The sequence below is a fragment of the Mesorhizobium sp. WSM4823 genome (genome assembly GCF_055811195.1).
This window is the reverse complement of record NZ_JBVVQL010000024.1, coordinates 1-16,394: the sequence shown is the minus strand read 5'-3', so window position 1 is coordinate 16,394 and position 16,394 is coordinate 1. Positions and strand designations below refer to the sequence as shown.

Sequence of the window (16,394 nt, the reverse complement as noted above, 5' to 3'; positions counted from 1 at the left end):
TGAGGGCGGAAATTTGGCCCGGAGCCGATCATCGCTCCGAGTTTTCTTCAACGACGCAACCGGATCGCTATGACGCCGTGGCGAGGTGAAGCCGCTCGAAATCCTCGAAGAACTCGCCGTAGTCGCAGGTTATTTCCTCGCCCGCCGCTATGTCGCGGGTCGCAGTTGCTCCGCCATACTGAGAAAAATCCGTGTTCGGCCTCTCGGCATGGTTCATGAAACGGCCATTGTCGACTTCATAGACCATGAAGCCGGGCCGGTCCGGACTTGGATAGGCATATCTGTCGAGCAATTCCCTGAGGTGCGGCGGCGCGGCCTCGTACTTTTCCATCGGGATCAACCGGTCGAAATCCGGATCGAGCTGCCAAATCGAGGCTCCCTTGCTGATCGGCTCGGCGGCGAACACGCCTACGCCCTCGATTGCGCTCGCAGCGATGTAGGTCCTGATCAGCAGCATGTTTTAGGCCTGTCTTCGAACGGAAGTGTCCGAAGAAATCGCCAAATCGCGCGGGAAGCAAGACCGCTTTTGCGATATTGCGGCTCGCTCACCCGCGCGGGAAATGCCTCACGTCCGGTTGATCGAGACGCCGCCATCGGCAAACAGCGCTGCTCCGGTGGTGAAGCTCGACGCATCCGACGCCAGATAAAGCGCCGAGCGGGCGATCTCTTCCGGTTGCGCCATGCGCTTCAGGGCGTGAAGACCTTCGACGAAAGCCCGGGCCTCAGGTGTGGTCGTCGTCGCGCCCGGCGTGTCGGTGCCGCCGGGCAAAAGTGCGTTGACGCGCAACCCTTGTGCTCCGTATTCGGCCGCCAGAACCTGCGTCAAACCGATCAGCCCAGCCTTGGCCGCGGCATAAGCGGCCATGCCCGGCATGCCGGCGGTGCGACCGACGAAGCTGGAGGTGAAGATCAGCGAACCGCCACCGCGCTCCAGCAGCGCCGGCACCTGGTATTTCGCACCGACAAAGGCGCCGGTCAGATTGATGTCGATGGTCTCGTGCCACGCCTCCAACGACATGTCGGGAACCGGTCCCATCTGGCCGACGGAGCCGGCATTGTTGAAGGCGATGTCGAGCCCACCGAACCTGTCCACCGCAAGAGCGACAAGCGCCTTGGCATAGGCCTCGTCCCTGACATCGCCGGCAAGGGCGATCGCGGTGCCGTCGGCTTCCTCGATTTCGCCGACAAGCTTGTCGAGCTCCGTCTGACGGCGGGCGGCAATTACAAGTATAGCGCCTTGTTCGGCGAAGAGCTTCGCGGTGGCGCGGCCAATGCCGGAACTGGCGCCAGTGACGATAGCGACCTTGTTGGTGAGTGCGAACATTTTCTGCATCCTTTTTCTTCGTGCCAGCTTGGCCGGCAATCGTATACTTGATCGCAGCCCGGGGCAGCGCGAGCCACCCGATACCTGCGAACGCGTCGTCGCTTGAACATGTCTTTTTTGTCGCGGCGCAAAACGGCAAGCGCCGTCGCAAACAGCGCAAGGCTGGCAGCGCGGTTTCGCTAGTGATACACCTCGCGCGCCGAGGCTGACTGACTGCCCGGCCGCAATCCGCTACAGCGCCGCGCGTCCATTCGGACGCGCAAAGGACGCTGTAGCACTTTGATTTACGCATGATCCTTTCCGAAAATCGATTCCGATTTTCGGGGTCATGCGAGACCTTTGGCGCGAGGCTGGAACGTTGAAGAAATACTCGGTATTCGCCATCGCCCGTGAGGCTATGCGCGGCCATAAGGGCTGGGAGGAACAGTGGTCCTCGCCTGAGCCGAAGAAGGAGTACGACGTCATCATCGTCGGCGCCGGCGGCCATGGTCTGGCCACCGCCTACTATCTCGCCACGGTGCACGGCATCACCAATGTCGCGGTGCTGGAAAAGGGCTGGCTCGGCGGCGGCAACACCGGCCGCAACACCACCATCATCCGCTCCAACTATCTCTATGACGAGAGCGCCGGCATCTATGATCACGCGCTGAAACTGTGGGACGGGCTCAGCCAGGAGCTCAACTACAACGTGATGTATTCGCCGCGCGGCGTCATGATGCTGGCGCACAATGTCCATGACATCCAGGTGCTGAAGCGCCACGTCCATGCCAACCGGCTGAACGGCATCGACAATGAATGGCTGACGCCGGAAGCGGCGAAGGAATTCTGTCCGCCGCTCAACATTTCGCGCGATGCCCGCTATCCGGTGGTGGGCGCCACCCTGCAGCGTCGCGGCGGCACCGCCCGCCACGATGCCGTCGCCTGGGGCTATGCGCGCGGCGCTTCGGCGCGCGGCGTCCACATCATCCAGAATTGCGAGGTCACCGGCGTCAAACGGGCGCCGAACGGTGCGGTCATGGGCGTCGAGACGACGCGCGGCTTTATCGGCGCCAAGAAGGTCGGCGTCGTTGCCGCGGGGCATTCGTCCGTCATCATGAACATGGCCGGCGTGCGGATGCCGCTGGAAAGCTATCCGCTGCAGGCGCTGGTGTCGGAACCGGTCAAGCCGGTCTTCCCTTGCGTGGTGATGTCGAACACGGTGCACGCCTATATCTCGCAGTCCGACAAGGGCGAGCTGGTCATCGGCGCCGGCACCGACCAGTATGTTTCCTATTCGCAGACCGGCAGCCTGCACATTCTACAGCACACGCTCGACGCCATCTGCGAGATGTTCCCGATGTTCACGCGCATGAAGATGCTGCGTTCGTGGGGCGGCATCGTCGATGTGACGCCCGACCGCTCGCCGATCCTGGCCAAGACGCCGGTACCTGGCCTCTATGTCAATTGCGGCTGGGGCACGGGCGGCTTCAAGGCAACGCCGGGCTCCGGCCATGTCTTTGCCCACACCATCGCCAGGGACGATCCGCACCCGATCAACGCGCCCTTCACCATCGAGCGCTTCCGCACCGGTCGCCTGATCGACGAGGCAGCGGCGGCAGCGGTGGCGCACTGATGATGGCCGAGATGGCTGTTGCGATGCCGTTGATGCTCGCGGGAGAGCAGGGCCTGTTTCATTTTCCCTCGGTCGAAGAGGTGCGCTTGCAGCCGATCAGCCGCGCCGAAAACGAGACCGGATGGCCGTTTTCCGTCGATGCAGGCGTGCTCGCCTGTGTCTGGAGCGGCGGCCAAAAGGTGGTCACCTTCCTGGAAAACAGGCCGATCGACTTTGAGGACGACCAGATTTTCCAGCCGCGCCACGTCATCGTGACCACCGACCCGTTTCAACTCACGATCGGCAACATGGCTGATCGCGACCTTTTCCGCACGGCGGCAAGTGTCGAGGAACGCATCCGGCTGGTCGCGCCGTTCGCGACGCTGGGCCAGAAGCTTTGCGACCAACCAGCCGGCGCCCATGTCGGCCACGGCGAATTGTAGGAACAAACATGCTTCTCATCCGCTGCCCCTATTGCGAAGAAGAGCGTCCGGAACTCGAATTCCGCAACGCCGGCGAGGCGCATATTGCGCGTTCGGCAGATATGGCCGCGACAAGCGATGACGACTTCGAAAAGTTCTTCTTCATCCGCTCGAATCCCAAAGGCATCATCTATGAGCGCTGGCGGCACATGCATGGCTGCGCACGCTTCTTCAATGCTGTGCGCGACACCGTCAGCGACAGGTTTCTGATGACCTACAAGGCCGGCGAGCCGAAGCCTGCGAAGCTGCCGGGAGCCTCCAAATGATAGCAGCGTTCCGCATTCCCGGCGCCGGGCGCCTCACGCAGGCAGAGACGGCCCGCTTCAGCTTCGACGGTCAGTCCTATGCCGGTGTCGAGGGCGATACGCTGGCCTCGGCGCTGCTCGCCAACGGCGTCCATCTGGTCGGCCGCTCGTTCAAATATCACCGGCCGCGCGGATTTCTGTCCGCCGGGGCGGAAGAGCCCAATGCGCTGGTTGAGATCAAGCGCGACGCAGCGCGCAAGACGCCGAATGTCCGCGCCACCGTGCAGGAGCTCTATGACGGGCTGGCGGCGCAGTCGCAGAACCGCTGGCCTTCGCTTTCCTTCGACGTCAGCTCGCTTGGCGACGTCGCTTCGCCGCTGCTTTCGGCCGGCTTCTACTACAAGACCTTCATGTGGCCGAAGTCTGCCTGGAAAAACCTCTACGAGCCGAAGATCAGGGCCGCGGCCGGCCTCGGCGTTGCCCCCGACCAGCCGGATCCGGACCATTATTCGGCGCGCTACGCCCATTGCGACGTGCTGGTGCTGGGCGGAGGTGCCGCCGGCATCGCCGCCGCACTTGCCGCGGCCGAGACCGGCGTGCGCGTCATCCTTGCCGACGAGCAGGCGGATTTCGGCGGCAGCCTGCGTTTCGAGAGTGGCGCCAAGGTGGACGGCCAGGACGGTTTTGCCTGGGCGCAAGGTGCAGTCGCCAAGCTCAAGGCCATGGACAACGTCCGCGTGTTGTCCCGCACGACGGCTTTCGGCTATTACGCGCAGAATTTCGTCGGGCTGGTCGAGCGCGTCAGCGATCATCTGCAGAACCCCGGCCGCGATTTGCCCCGCGAGCGGCTGTGGCAGGTCCGCGCCAGCCGCGTGGTGCTGGCGACCGGCGCCATCGAGCGGCATATGGTGTTTGCCGACAACGACCGGCCCGGCATCATGCTGGCTTCGGCCGCGCGTACCTATCTCAACCATTACGGCGTCGCGGTCGGCAGGAATGTCGGCGTTTATACGGCCAATGATTCCGCCTATGCGGCGGCGATCGACCTGAAGAAGGCTGGCGTCAACGTGGCGGCTATCGTCGATTTGCGCGACAACCCGACCGGACCGGTGATCGACGAGGCGAGGGGGCTCGGCATCGAGGTCAATTTCGGCCGCGCGGTGATCCGCGCCGGCGGCAAATTGCGGGTGTCGTCGATGACCGTGCAGCCGAAGAATGGCGGCGGCGAGCGCACTATTCCCGTCGACGCGATCCTGATGTCGGCCGGCTGGACGCCATCGGTGCATCTGTTCTCTCAGTCGCGCGGCAAGGTCGCCTTCAACGACGAGACCAAGCGCTTCGTGCCCGGCGCGTATGCGCAGGACTGCGTCTCCGTCGGCGCCTGCAACGGCACGGACGGGCTGTCGGCGACGATCGACGAGGCCTATGCGGCGGGTGCCAAGGCAGCCAAGGATGCGGGCATCAAGAATGCCGTCGCCAACGCCGCCAAGGGAGCCAAGCCGAAGGTCGACGCCAGCGAGAACTGGTCGCGCGGCATGCTGGGTGCGGCGCCCGGCGCCGGTGCGGACACGACGGTAAAGGCCTTCGTCGATTTCCAGAACGACGTCACCGCCAAGGACATCCGCCAGGCCGTGCATGAGGGCATGCACTCTATCGAGCATGTCAAACGCTTCACTACCAATGGCATGGCGACCGACCAGGGCAAGACTTCGAACATGCACGGGTTGGCGATTGCCGCCGAAACGCTGGGCAAGCCGATCCCGCAAGTCGGGTTGACGACATTCCGGGCACCCTACACGCCGGTGACCTTCGGCTCGATCGTCGGACACGCGCGCGGAAAATTGTTCGACCCGACCCGCAAGACGGCGATCCATCCCTGGTCCGAGGCTCAGGGCGCCGTGTTCGAGGATGTCGGCCAATGGAAGCGCGCGTGGTATTTTCCCAGGGCGGGCGAGGACATGCACGCCGCCGTCGATCGAGAGTGTGTCACGGTGCGCAAGACGGCCGGCCTGTTCGACGCCTCGACGCTGGGCAAGATCGAGGTGGTCGGGCCCGATGCGGCCAAGTTCATGGAACTGCTCTACACCAACCCCTGGGAGAAGCTGGAACCCGGTCGTTGCCGCTATGGCATCATGCTGCGCGAGGACGGTTTCATCTATGACGACGGTGTTGTCGGCAGGCTGGCGCCGGACCGGTTCCATGTGACGACGACGACCGGCGGTGCGCCGCGCGTCATGAACCATATGGAGGATTACCTCCAGACCGAGTTCCCGCATCTCAATGTCTGGCTGACCTCGATCACCGAGCAGTGGGCGGTGATCGCCGTGCAGGGGCCGAAGTCACGGGACATCATCGCGCCGCTGATCGAAGGCATCGACATGTCGGACGAGGCACTGCCGCATATGTCGGTGCGCGAGGGCAAGATCTGCGGCGTGCCGACAAGGCTGTTCCGCATGTCGTTCACCGGCGAACGCGGCTTCGAGGTCAACGTGCCGGCCGACTACGGCCAAGCGGTCTGGGAAGCGCTGTGGGCCGAGGGCCAGAAGCATGGCGCCACCGCCTACGGCACCGAGGCCATGCACGTGCTGCGCGCCGAAAAGGGTTACATCATCGTCGGCCAGGACACCGACGGCACGGTGACGCCTGGTGACGCCGGTCTCGACTGGGCGGTCGGCAAGAAGAAGACCGATTTCGTCGGTATCAGGGGCATGGCGCGGCCGGACCTTGTCGCCAAGGGCCGCAAGCAGCTTGTCGGCCTGAAAACCAAGGATCCGAAAGTGGTTCTGGAAGAGGGCGCGCAGGTCGTCGCGGATCCGAAGCAGGCGATCCCGATGAAAATGATCGGCCATGTCACCTCGAGCTACTGGTCGCAAAATTGCGGCCGCTCGATCGCGTTGGCTCTGGTTGCCGGAGGCCGCGACCGGACGGGCGAGACGCTTTACGTGCCGATGCCCAATGGGACGATCGAGGTGGAGGTCACCGGCATGGTGTTCTTCGACGAGAAGGGAGAGCGCCTCAATGGCTAAGGCTGCCGCGAAGAAAACCTCCGCTCCCGCCCCATCGGCCGAACGCCGCGCCGCGCTTGCTGGTCAGGAACTTTCCGCCACGGGCGTCAAGCTCGCCGTGATGCCGCCGGCGGAGCGCATTTCGCTGCGCGCGCCGGACGCCTCTGTGGCCGCGCTTTCGAAAGCGCTTGGCGTGACCTTGCCACGAAAGCCGAAAACCTCGGCGGCAAAGGCCGGGCGCACGGCATTGTGGCTTGGGCCGGACGAATGGCTGGTCATCGACGAGGCGGCAAAGGACCCGCTCGCCGACTGCGCCAAGGTTACAGCACTGCATTCGGCGGTCGGCGTCTCGCATCGCAACGTCGCCATATCGGTCACCGGCCCGGCGGCTGCGGCAACAATCAATTCAGGCTGCCCGCAGGATCTGTCGCTCGATGCATTTCCCGTGGGCGCGGCGTCACGCACCATTCTGGGTAAGGTCGAGATCGTGCTGTTGCGCACAGCGGCCGACGCTTTCCGGGTCGAATGCTGGCGTTCCTTCTCCGATTATGTCTTTACTTTCCTGTCGGAGGCGGCAGGCGACGCAGCGGCTTAGGAACATTCGCTGCGCCCGGCCGTTTGCCGGAGCAAGTCGAGGGAGAATGTCGATGCCGTCGAAATCCGCGCCGAATCCTCCGGTTCAGAAGACGCCTGCCGTGCGTTCTCTCGAACACGAGCAGCACGAAGGATCGAACGCTGAAGAGGAACTCGAGGAAGGGCTCGAGGATACGTTTCCGGCCAGCGATCCGGTGTCGATCACCGGGACTTCCATTTCCGGCGCTCCCGCGAGGCCCGGCAAGGCCAAGACCGTGGCCGGAATGAAGAAGCGCAGGAAATAACATCCTTGCGCGTCAAAGCGGACGCGCCGCGCTTTAGGGACTAAATCTCAGAACGTGCTCGGCACAATCCACGGATTGATCTCGATACCGAGTCTTGGGCCCTTGCTATCGGCCGAGCCGGTCTTGGTCGCCGCGCCTGTCTTCTCGACCGAACCGGTCGCGCCGCAATCGAGCTTGACGTCGGTCCTGGTCTCGGCGCAGGCCGCAGCAGGCGCCTGCTTGGTGTGCTGGCCGGCAAATGCCGCGCTTGAGAATGCCAGCACGGCCGCGAGGGTGAGAACGGTCTTTTTCATCATCTGTCTCCGGTTAAATCTTTTCCGTACATGTACGATGCGACGTACATATACGCCCGGAAGATCGAAGCTTCAAGTCAGAATCGTACACGTACGATAAAATTTTCCTAAAAAACCAAGATGTCGCAGGGCGCGCCTAAACGCCGTGCTTCTGAAAGGATCACACGACGTGCCTCGGGTTCTATACGCGTCGCCCTCCCAAAACCGCTGCACACCCAGGCTCCGGCTGGGGTCAAGCTTTGGAGCGACACGCACGAGGCGCCGGCCGGATCAAATTGCGCGGGAACGCAGGCCGGTCAGCAGTTGGGCGGCGTTTCGGTCAGTGGCGAGACATCTTGAGTCATCAGACCGGCGAGCGTGAAGTCGCACATCCGCTTGACGAAAGCCTGCTGGTCGCCGAACGGATAGAAGGGAAAGGTGATCAACAGCGAGATCGTGCCGTGGCCGACCGCCCACAGCATGGTGGCGATGGCGCGCGGATCGCCCTTGAGCTTGCCGGCGGCAACGCAGGCCTCGACCCTTTTGATCAGCACCTTCATCAACGGGTTGCCCTCTTGCATCTCGGCGAAGGTCCTGCCTTCCGGGGGCTTGACCTTTTCGGTCATGAACACCGTGCGATATTCGTTGGGATTGCCAAGGCCGAAGGCCGCGTATTCGGTCATGACCACCTGCAGCGCCTCGATCGGATCGTCGGCCGGGTGATCTTCTATCCGCTTAGCCAGAGTCTCGAACGCATCCTCAGCCAGCGCGAACAATATGTCCTGCTTGTCGGCGAAATAGGAGTAGACCGACATCGGCGCATAGCCGACGCGCTTGGCCAGCTTGCGGATTGTGAGCCCCTCATAGCCCTCCTCCTGCACGAGCTTGTGCGCCGCATCGACAAGTTCGGAGCGCAGTTCGGCCTTTTGTTTCTCGCGGCGTGTCCGGACGCTGAGCGGCAATTTTCGTCTGCCTTCATCTGTTGGTGGCTGGCTAAATTATATATACGCTGTACGGAATCGGACAAGGCGCCCGTCAGAATCGCTTGCAGCGTCCGACATGTCCGTTTTCTTCACACGTGAAGTGTTACTCGTGCCCAGACGGGCAACATCGGGCTGTTACAAACGACCGATAGTTCGCGGCTCTGCAAGAAATTTCCGTTTTTGGGGAGGCCGATATGGCTCCGACTGAGCTTTTGTCCGCCGTGCCGGACGTGGATCCACTTTCTCATGCTGCCAGGCAGGCACTCAGGCGAGTCGTCATGATCGCATGGTTGGCGATCGCACTCGGCTTTGCCATGGAAGCCCTTATTCTGGCTGTCAGATTTGCAGCAGGTTCCTATCCTGCTACCGCCCAGGTCCTGATCGAATTGGCGCAAGGCGTGACATGGGCGTTCTTCGTCTGCGCCGGCGTCAGCCTCGGCACGGCGATCGCCAAAGTACGAGCCTCGCTGGGCGGCCTGATCAGCGCAATCTCGGCGCCGCTGGCGATGGGCATCGCCAAGGGGACGCAAAAGGTCATGGTAAGTGCGCTTGATGCGGCCGCAAAGCCGGCCATCCTCTCGCTCACGACGCTGGGTGTGCTGCGGGCGATCGAATACGGCCTGCTCGGCTGGATACTGGCCTCGCTGGCGTCGAAGGAAGAACCTCGTCCGCTCCATTTCGGGCTGGCAGGCGCCTTGATAGGCGCGGTGTTCGGCGGCGGAATCACGGTGCTGACGATCGAGACGGCCGCGGCGAGGGACGTTGCGCTCGCACTGCCGCAGGCTGTCGCAACCGGCCTCAACGAGATCGTGTTCCCGATCGGCTGCTCACTGGTCGTCTATATCGCGCTGCAGGTCGGCCGGCACATGAAGTTCATCTCTACCGAAGCTCGTTGAGCCGTTCATGCCGCCTCTGGCTGGCGCTCTATCAGCGTCAGCGTCAGCCAGCGGGCGGTCAGCGCCGGCTTTTTCGAGCCCTCGATCTCGATCGTCACGTCATGTGCGGTCTGCACCCAGCCCGACGGCCTTACCTTGACGTCGGCCAGCACGAAACGGGTGCGGATGCGCGAGCCGGTCTTTACCGGCGCCAGGAAGCGCAGCGAATCGAAGCCATGGTTGACGCCCATCTTGCTGTTTTCGAGCGGCGGCATGGTTTCGAAGGTCATCGCCGACAACAACGAAAGCGACAGGAAGCCGTGCGCGATGGTGCCGCCGAACGGCGTCTCTCGCTTGGCGCGCTCTGGATCGCAATGAATGAACTGGTGGTCGTCGGTGGCATCGGCAAACTGGTCGATCATGCGCTGCGAGACCACCCGCCACGGCGACACGCCGACTTCCTTGCCGACGCTGGCCAGAAGCACATCGAGACTGATCGGTTCCACGCTGATGTCCTCCATTTCAACCGTCCGGAGCGCGAGCGGCTTCATTCCTTGAACAGTGTCAGCCCATGCTGCACCGACTGCCCGCCATCGATCGGCAGGATGGCGCCGGTGACATAGCTGCCGGCACGGCTGCACAAATAGAGCGTTGCGCCCGCAATGTCATCCGTCGCACCGATGCGACGAAGCGGAACATGATTGCCGACGTGGTTGGCCTGTTCCTCGGTCGCCGTGGCGAAGGCGGTCATCCGGCTCTGGAAGGGGCCGGGGGCGAAGGCGTTGACGGTGATGCGACGGGCGGCGAACTCGATCGCCAAGGTGCGCGTCAGATGGTGAACCGCTGCCTTGGAAGCAGAGTAGGAATAGGCGTCGTCGGCCAGCGGCTGGGTGCCCATCACCGAGCCCAGATTGATCACCCGGGCCGGATCGACGTCGCTGGCGGCGGCGTCGAGCAGCGGCAGGAGCTCGCGCGTCAGATGGAAGACGGCGGTGACGTTGACACCGAATACCTTGGCCCAGGCATGGTACGGGAAGTCCTCCAGCGGTGCGCCCCAGGAGACGCCGGCATTGTTGACCAGGATGTGCAGCCGCTCGGTCCGCGCCTTGACCTCGGCGACCAGCGCGGCGATGCCGGCCTCGCTGGAGACATCGCCGGCAAAGCCATCGGCCCGGCCGGAGCCGCCGAGGCCGTTCAATTCGGCGGCAACCCTGATGCAATCCTCGCCCTTACGCGAGGCGATCATCACTGTAGCGCCAGCCCTGACCAAAGCGGTCGCCGCCATCCGACCGATGCCGGTCGCAGCCCCGGTCACCAGCGCGGTCTTGCCGGCAACGGAAAACAGCTCGTCCAGATAGCTCATTGTATTCCTCGCGGCATTCCTTAGCGCTTTACCTTGCTGCCTGGCGAACGGGCTCGCGTTGACAAGGCTACCCGAAGTACGGGCATCCTTGCCACGGGTAAAGAGCCTGCTTGGAGGTAGAGATGATGGCGAGGTTTTGGGCATCGGTGCCACCCTTCGGCCGTGACGTGCACCCCACCCGGGCCTGCGGTCCGACCTCCCCTCAAGGGGGAGGTAAGGCGCTACTCCGCCGGCTCGACATTGGTGTAGGCGGCTTCCTCGAGCTCGCGCTTCAGCCGTGATGCCTCTTCCACCTTGGGTGTGACGAAGCGACCGAGCAGGAGATAGGCGACCGGGGTCAGGAATAGCGTCGAGACGGTGGCCAGACCCAGACCGCCGACGATCACCCAGCCGAGCGCGATACGCGCCTCGGCACCGGCGCCGCTCGCCAGCACCAGCGGCACGCCGCCGAGCACGGTGCAGATCATCGTCATCATCACCGGCCGCAGCCGGATAATGGAGGCCTGCTCGATTGCCTCGCGCACGCCAAGCCCGCGATCGCGCAACTGGTTGGCGAACTCGACGATCAGGATGCCGTTCTTGGCCATCACGCCGACCAGCAGCACCAGGCCGATCTGGCTGTAGGCGTTGAGGCTGGTGCCGCTGAGCAAAAGCGCAAAGATCGCGCAGGCGAGGCCGAGCGGCACGGTAGCCATGATGATGATCGCGCTAACGAAGCTCTCGAACTGGGCGGCGAGCACCAGAAGTATGATGACCAGCGAGAAACCGAAGATGGTGATCATGGCGCTGTTGGTCTCGCCCAGCGTCGCCGCCTCGGCCAACGGGACGATGCGGCTGCCCGACGGCAGCAGCGGCGTGGCGATTGCCTCGGCGCGGGTGAGCGCCTGACCGAGCGCGAAATCGCCGCTGAGATTTGAGGTGATCGCTACCGACGGCTGTTGCTGCTCACGGGTCAGCGAGGGCGGCACGGCGCGCTCGGTCAGCGAGGCAATGGTCGACATCGGCACGAAGCGGCCATCACCCGTCCTCAGGAAGACGTTCTCCAGGTCGGTCGGATCGTTGATCGGGTTGGTCGTCGAGACCAGCTTCACGCCGTAACTGCGGTCGGCGATATAAACGTCGACGACATCGTTGCCGTCGAGCATGGCCTGCATGGTGTCGGCAAGCCCTGATATGTCGATGCCGAGGTCGGAAGCGCGCTCGCGGTCGATGGCCACGGCAAGCTGGGGTTGCGTCGGGTCGACGGAGAGCCGGGGCGACTGGAAGCGGGGATCCTTCTGCATCTCGGCGATGATCTTCACCGCAGCGTCGCCGAGCGCCGCGCGATTGTTGCCAACCAGCGCGAACTGCAGGCCGTTGCCTGCGCCGCGAATGCCGAGGCTGTTGGGCTGCATCGGAAAGACGCGCACGCTCGGCACCTGTTTGGTGAGCCGGCTGATCTCGGCCATGATCTCTTGCTGGCTGCGCGTGCGCTCGTCCCATGGCGCCAGCGTCATCACCATGAAGCCGGCATTGTAGGCGCCGTTCCGGCCGGCGCTCTCGAACGTGTTGCGGATTTCGCCGGAATCGCGCAGCGGCTGGATCAGTTTTTCGATCTTCTGCATCTGCTGCGTCGTGTAGTCGAGGCTGACCCCTTGCGGTGCGTCGACGCGCATGAGCACGACTGCACGGTCCTCGGTCGGTGTCAGTTCCTGGCGGATCGTGCCAAACAGCGTGAAGGCGGTGGCTGCAAACAGCAGCGCGACAAGAAGCACGATCCACGGCGCGTCGAGGCAGATGCGCAGGCAGCGCCGGTAGAGAGTGTTCAGCGCGCCGGCGATGCGGGCGCCGATGCCGCTGCCGCCTTCGTGGTGAAGCGGCGCGACCGACAGCATGCGTGATGCAAGCATCGGACAAAGCGTCAGCGCCACGACGGCGGACAGAAGCACCGATATGGCGAGCACGAAGCCGAATTCGCGGAACAGGCCGCCGGTCTGGCCGGGCAGGAAGGAGATCGGCACGAAGACGGCGACCAGCGTCAGCGTGGTGGCGATGACGGCGAAGAACACTTCCTGGGCGCCAAGCACGGCTGCGGCGCGTGGCCCCATGCCTTGGTTGCGTCGTCGCACGATGTTTTCCAAAACGACGATGGCGTCGTCGACGACCAGGCCCGTCGCCAGCACCAGGGCGAGCAGCGTCAATATGTTGACCGAGAAGCCGGCGAGATAGATTGCGGCGATCGTCCCGATCATCGCGACCGGCATTGCGAGGCCCGGAATGAGCGTCGCGCGCCAGTCGAGGAGAAACACGTAGATGACGATCAGCACGATGGAGACGGACAGGCCGAGTGCGATCTCGACCTCATGCACAGCGCCGTTGACGAAGACCGCATCGTCGCTGGTGACCTTGATCGACATGCCCTGAGGCAGATCCGCCTGCAGTTTGTCGACGGCGGCCCTGACGCCGGTCGAAATATCCAGCGTGTTCGATTCCGCCTGGCGGATGATGCCGAGACCGATGCCGGTCTTGCCGTTCGAACGCAATGTGGTCTGGCCGATGTCGGGGCCGAGCGTGACGGTGGCGACGTCGCGGATGCGGGTCGTGCCGCCGATGATGATGTTCTCGAACTCCTCCGGCGTGGTCACGTCCGCCGTCGTGCGCACGATGAGGTCCTGGTTGGTCGTGGTGATCGAGCCGGCCGGCGAATCGAAGGCAACCGAGGCAAGGGCAGTTCTCAGATCCGCGACCGTGAAGCCAAGGCTCGCCAGCTTGGTCTGGTCGACGTCGATGCGGAAGATCTTGTCGCGATCGCCATAGACCTGGACGTCGGCAACGCCGGGCACGGCGGCAAGTTCGTCCTCGATCTGGTCCTGGACCAGCACCGTCATGTCCTGCACCGACATAGTGTCGGAGGTGACGGCCAGCCGCATCACCGGCTCGGAATTGGCATCGGCCTTGACGATGCGCGGCGCATCCGCCGTGTCCGGCATCTGGTCGGCGACGCGGCCGACGCCATCGCGCACATCGGAGGCGGCGACGTCGAGGTCGACGCCGTCGTTGAATTCGATGGTGACGCGGCTCGTGCCGAAGGACGAGGTGGACGAGATCGACTTCACACCGGAGACGCGGGCGACCGCGCCCTCGATCACGTCGGTCAGTTCGCGGTCGACGGTTTCGGACGCGGCGCCTTCAAAGACTGTGTTGACGGTGATGACGGGGCGGTCGACATCCGGCAGTTCGCGGATTTCGACGCCGTAGAAGGCGGCGAGGCCGGCGACCGCGATCAGCGTGTTCAAGACGAAGGCCATCACCGGCCTGCGGATGAATAGCGCGGTAAAGCCTGTGTCGCTGGCGGCGTTGTTGGAAGCGGTCATTAGCTGCCGGCGTCCGCGGCGCGCTGTTCTTCGCCGGCGATGCGGACCTCGCCGCCTTCGCTGATGCTCTGGGTGCCTTCGGTCACCACCATATCGCCGCTGACGATCGGGGCGTCGATCAGCACGGTCTCGGTGTTGCGCTGAATAATGCGCACAGGCACCCGCTTGGCCTTGCCGTCCGCGATTGCCCAGACATAGGCACCATCAGAACCCCACTGGATCGCCAGCGGGCTGACGGCCGGATAACTGTCGCCGGGGAATTTCATGGTGATCCGGAAGGACATGCCGGCACGCAGCGAATCGGCGGGATTGGCGATCTTTGCCTTGACCAGAAGGGTACGGCTGGCTTCGTCGATGTGGTTGTCGATGGCAGCAACCGTGCCGGTGTAGGCTTTGTTGGGGTTGGCGATCGGTGTCGCCGACAAGTCCGCGCCGATCTTGACGGCGGCGGCGAAGCGCTCCGGCACCCAGAATTCGACCAGTATGCTGGAGCGGTCGTCGAGGGTGGCGACCGCCGACTGGCTGGTCACATAATTGCCGGCTGCTATCGGCAGGATGCCGACGACGCCTGATATCGGCGCGACGATGGAGCGGCGCTGCAGGGCCAGTTCCGCATCGCGAAGCGCCAGCTTGGCATTGGCCAGCACCACTTCGGCATCGGCAACGGCGACCGCCGTCGCGGCGTTGGAAGCCCGCAGCGATTTGACCCGGACGAGCTTGGCCTGCGCGTCCTGCAACGCAACCTTGGCACGATCCTGCGCGATCACCTCGGTGTCGGAATCGAGGGTTGCGATCACCTGTCCCTTTTCGACATGGGCGCCGGCTTCGACCAGGAATTCGACGAGACGGCCGGAACTGTAGGGATTGACCGTCACCGACGCATTGGCGCGGCCGGTGCCGATCGCCTGCAGGCGGTCATTGATGATGGCTGCGGCCGCCGGCAATGCGACGATGGTTACCCGCTGGCCAGCGGCGTTGCTGCTGCCTGTCTGCCCGCCGTTACCGACGGCGCCCGTCGGAGGTGTCGCGGCATAAGCCCAGTCGAAGCCCCAGCGCGCCAGCACATCTGGCGCACCTGGGAAAAAGCGAACCCAGGCGGCCGCGGCCGCGACCAGGATCACAAGTGCAAAAACGATCTGTTTCCAGGTGGCCATCGGCGCTCCGGTTGGCAAATATACCGTCTACGGTTCCCAAGGTGAAGTAGACGCGACGGCACACTCCGACACGCAGGATGACTCGTCGATATCAAAGCTTTATGGCAATTCTCCCACTCGCTTGCACATTAAATCGGTGTAATCTTGATAAGGGCTACCCTTGGGTCAAACTGGATCAGCCGGCTGCCGCCAATTGGGGGTGGTGGGTCAGTTTAACGCCCAGTGATGCGGCTGGAAGAAGCGCTTGGTACGTAGGATCGGCTTCAGATGTGGCTCCTTGGCTATCAATCTTCTTCAAGTCGAGCCGCGGAATGAGAAAGTCCAAGAACGCCTTAACCTTTGGGGCTGAACGCCGCCTCCTGGCCAGATCGCATAGAGGGTCGGTCGGGCCTGCCCACTCGGCCTGGACACGAACCAGTCTTCCAGCGTGAATCTCCCTGTTCGTGCCCGGAACGGCACCCACGCTGCGGTCATCGAGCGAGATGTCTGGAGGACTTGTTGAGGGCCTCAAGTCTGTTGCGCTGCGACGCCCGCTCGGCGGTCCCGTTCTTCGCTGATGGAACTAACAGCCGGGACGAATGGTTCCAGCCGTTCGGTCGCGCCGCCATGCAGATCCGCCGGAACCGTCGGGCTCCAGTCCCCGTTTGCCGTGAATACCCCTTGCAAACCGGACACGGGGCGCTTGATCCTTGAAGTTTCCCGCTTTGTTCCCATATAAGTTGACAGGACTGGAGACGGTTCCGCCGCATGGGACAGGCCAGTTCTTGGCTGTGCGCGGCTAACAGTTCTTCGCAAAAAAGATTGAAATGGTTGTTGACAGTTTGGAGGGGTGGCGACTATATACGCCTCACCAACGAGGGCGGCGCGCC

Annotated in this window: 15 protein-coding genes; 7 read left to right on the top strand and 8 right to left on the bottom strand. The window is 63.5% G+C overall.

The window, feature by feature from the left end:
- Nucleotides 1-67: 67 nt before the first annotated feature.
- Complete coding sequence (locus AC0L26_RS30585; RefSeq protein WP_473635903.1) at nucleotides 68-457, bottom strand: SET domain-containing protein; 390 nt, start codon at nucleotides 455-457, stop codon at nucleotides 68-70.
- 108 nt (nucleotides 458-565) lie between these two features.
- Nucleotides 566-1,324, bottom strand: a complete 759-nt coding sequence (locus AC0L26_RS30580; RefSeq protein WP_473635902.1) for an SDR family oxidoreductase — start codon at nucleotides 1,322-1,324, stop codon at nucleotides 566-568.
- Between the two features lie 358 nt (nucleotides 1,325-1,682).
- On the opposite strand from AC0L26_RS30580, the gene AC0L26_RS30575 reads away from it, so the two are divergent.
- From AC0L26_RS30575 to AC0L26_RS30550, 6 genes are read left to right on the top strand one after another with little or no spacing between them, the layout of a single operon-like run.
- Complete coding sequence (locus AC0L26_RS30575; protein WP_473635928.1) at nucleotides 1,683-2,936, top strand: sarcosine oxidase subunit beta; 1,254 nt, start codon at nucleotides 1,683-1,685, stop codon at nucleotides 2,934-2,936.
- Nucleotides 2,936-3,358, top strand: coding sequence for a hypothetical protein (locus AC0L26_RS30570; protein WP_473635901.1), 423 nt, complete (start codon nucleotides 2,936-2,938; stop codon nucleotides 3,356-3,358). The genes AC0L26_RS30575 and AC0L26_RS30570 overlap by 1 nt, the downstream gene beginning before the upstream one ends.
- Before the next feature lie 8 nt (nucleotides 3,359-3,366).
- Nucleotides 3,367-3,663 carry a sarcosine oxidase subunit delta gene (locus AC0L26_RS30565; RefSeq protein ID WP_292403913.1) on the top strand — a complete coding sequence of 99 codons (297 nt, stop codon included), beginning with the start codon at nucleotides 3,367-3,369 and terminating at the stop codon, nucleotides 3,661-3,663.
- Complete coding sequence (locus AC0L26_RS30560) at nucleotides 3,660-6,668, top strand: sarcosine oxidase subunit alpha (protein WP_473635900.1); 3,009 nt, start codon at nucleotides 3,660-3,662, stop codon at nucleotides 6,666-6,668. Before AC0L26_RS30565 ends, AC0L26_RS30560 begins: the two co-directional genes overlap by 4 nt.
- Nucleotides 6,661-7,242 (top strand): sarcosine oxidase subunit gamma, encoded by a 582-nt coding sequence (locus AC0L26_RS30555; protein WP_473635899.1) that lies wholly within the window; start codon nucleotides 6,661-6,663, stop codon nucleotides 7,240-7,242. Before AC0L26_RS30560 ends, AC0L26_RS30555 begins: the two co-directional genes overlap by 8 nt.
- Before the next feature lie 52 nt (nucleotides 7,243-7,294).
- Nucleotides 7,295-7,525, top strand: coding sequence for a hypothetical protein (locus AC0L26_RS30550; protein ID WP_473635898.1), 231 nt, complete (start codon nucleotides 7,295-7,297; stop codon nucleotides 7,523-7,525).
- Between the two features lie 47 nt (nucleotides 7,526-7,572).
- On the opposite strand, the gene AC0L26_RS30545 is transcribed toward AC0L26_RS30550, so the two are convergent.
- Together AC0L26_RS30545 and AC0L26_RS30540 are read right to left on the bottom strand one after the other, a co-directional pair.
- Nucleotides 7,573-7,818 carry a DUF680 domain-containing protein gene (locus AC0L26_RS30545; RefSeq protein ID WP_473635897.1) on the bottom strand — a complete coding sequence of 82 codons (246 nt, stop codon included), beginning with the start codon at nucleotides 7,816-7,818 and terminating at the stop codon, nucleotides 7,573-7,575.
- A gap of 296 nt (nucleotides 7,819-8,114) precedes the next feature.
- Nucleotides 8,115-8,759 carry a TetR/AcrR family transcriptional regulator gene (locus AC0L26_RS30540; protein ID WP_473635896.1) on the bottom strand — a complete coding sequence of 215 codons (645 nt, stop codon included), beginning with the start codon at nucleotides 8,757-8,759 and terminating at the stop codon, nucleotides 8,115-8,117.
- 299 nt (nucleotides 8,760-9,058) lie between these two features.
- On the opposite strand from AC0L26_RS30540, the gene AC0L26_RS30535 reads away from it, so the two are divergent.
- Nucleotides 9,059-9,676: a hypothetical protein gene (locus AC0L26_RS30535; RefSeq protein ID WP_473635895.1), complete on the top strand. Its 618-nt coding sequence runs from the start codon at nucleotides 9,059-9,061 to the stop codon at nucleotides 9,674-9,676.
- A gap of 5 nt (nucleotides 9,677-9,681) precedes the next feature.
- On the opposite strand, the gene AC0L26_RS30530 is transcribed toward AC0L26_RS30535, so the two are convergent.
- The 4 genes from AC0L26_RS30530 to AC0L26_RS30515 all read right to left on the bottom strand — a co-directional run bounded on the left by AC0L26_RS30530 (nucleotide 9,682) and on the right by AC0L26_RS30515 (nucleotide 15,525).
- Nucleotides 9,682-10,176: a MaoC family dehydratase gene (locus AC0L26_RS30530; protein ID WP_280954153.1), complete on the bottom strand. Its 495-nt coding sequence runs from the start codon at nucleotides 10,174-10,176 to the stop codon at nucleotides 9,682-9,684.
- Between the two features lie 26 nt (nucleotides 10,177-10,202).
- Nucleotides 10,203-11,018, bottom strand: coding sequence for an SDR family oxidoreductase (locus tag AC0L26_RS30525; RefSeq protein WP_473635894.1), 816 nt, complete (start codon nucleotides 11,016-11,018; stop codon nucleotides 10,203-10,205).
- 221 nt (nucleotides 11,019-11,239) lie between these two features.
- Nucleotides 11,240-14,371, bottom strand: coding sequence for an efflux RND transporter permease subunit (locus AC0L26_RS30520; RefSeq protein ID WP_473635893.1), 3,132 nt, complete (start codon nucleotides 14,369-14,371; stop codon nucleotides 11,240-11,242).
- Nucleotides 14,371-15,525 (bottom strand): efflux RND transporter periplasmic adaptor subunit, encoded by a 1,155-nt coding sequence (locus AC0L26_RS30515; protein ID WP_473635892.1) that lies wholly within the window; start codon nucleotides 15,523-15,525, stop codon nucleotides 14,371-14,373. Before AC0L26_RS30515 ends, AC0L26_RS30520 begins: the two co-directional genes overlap by 1 nt.
- Nucleotides 15,526-16,394 lie beyond the last annotated feature (869 nt).

Bases quoted from the DNA above. Each gene is read 5' to 3' on its own strand.
- AC0L26_RS30585 (WP_473635903.1), bottom strand. From the start codon at position 457: ATGCTGCTGATCAGGACCTACATCGCTGCGAGCGCAATCGAGGGCGTA.
- AC0L26_RS30530 (WP_280954153.1), bottom strand. From the start codon at position 10,176: ATGGAGGACATCAGCGTGGAACCGATCAGTCTCGATGTGCTTCTGGCC.
- AC0L26_RS30535 (WP_473635895.1), top strand. From the start codon at position 9,059: ATGATCGCATGGTTGGCGATCGCACTCGGCTTTGCCATGGAAGCCCTT.
- AC0L26_RS30560 (WP_473635900.1), top strand. From the start codon at position 3,660: ATGATAGCAGCGTTCCGCATTCCCGGCGCCGGGCGCCTCACGCAGGCA.
- AC0L26_RS30525 (WP_473635894.1), bottom strand. From the start codon at position 11,018: ATGAGCTATCTGGACGAGCTGTTTTCCGTTGCCGGCAAGACCGCGCTG.
- AC0L26_RS30555 (WP_473635899.1), top strand. From the start codon at position 6,661: ATGGCTAAGGCTGCCGCGAAGAAAACCTCCGCTCCCGCCCCATCGGCC.
- AC0L26_RS30550 (WP_473635898.1), top strand. From the start codon at position 7,295: ATGCCGTCGAAATCCGCGCCGAATCCTCCGGTTCAGAAGACGCCTGCC.
- AC0L26_RS30580 (WP_473635902.1), bottom strand. From the start codon at position 1,324: ATGTTCGCACTCACCAACAAGGTCGCTATCGTCACTGGCGCCAGTTCC.
- AC0L26_RS30565 (WP_292403913.1), top strand. From the start codon at position 3,367: ATGCTTCTCATCCGCTGCCCCTATTGCGAAGAAGAGCGTCCGGAACTC.
- AC0L26_RS30520 (WP_473635893.1), bottom strand. From the start codon at position 14,371: ATGACCGCTTCCAACAACGCCGCCAGCGACACAGGCTTTACCGCGCTA.
- AC0L26_RS30545 (WP_473635897.1), bottom strand. From the start codon at position 7,818: ATGAAAAAGACCGTTCTCACCCTCGCGGCCGTGCTGGCATTCTCAAGC.
- AC0L26_RS30515 (WP_473635892.1), bottom strand. From the start codon at position 15,525: ATGGCCACCTGGAAACAGATCGTTTTTGCACTTGTGATCCTGGTCGCG.
- AC0L26_RS30570 (WP_473635901.1), top strand. From the start codon at position 2,936: ATGATGGCCGAGATGGCTGTTGCGATGCCGTTGATGCTCGCGGGAGAG.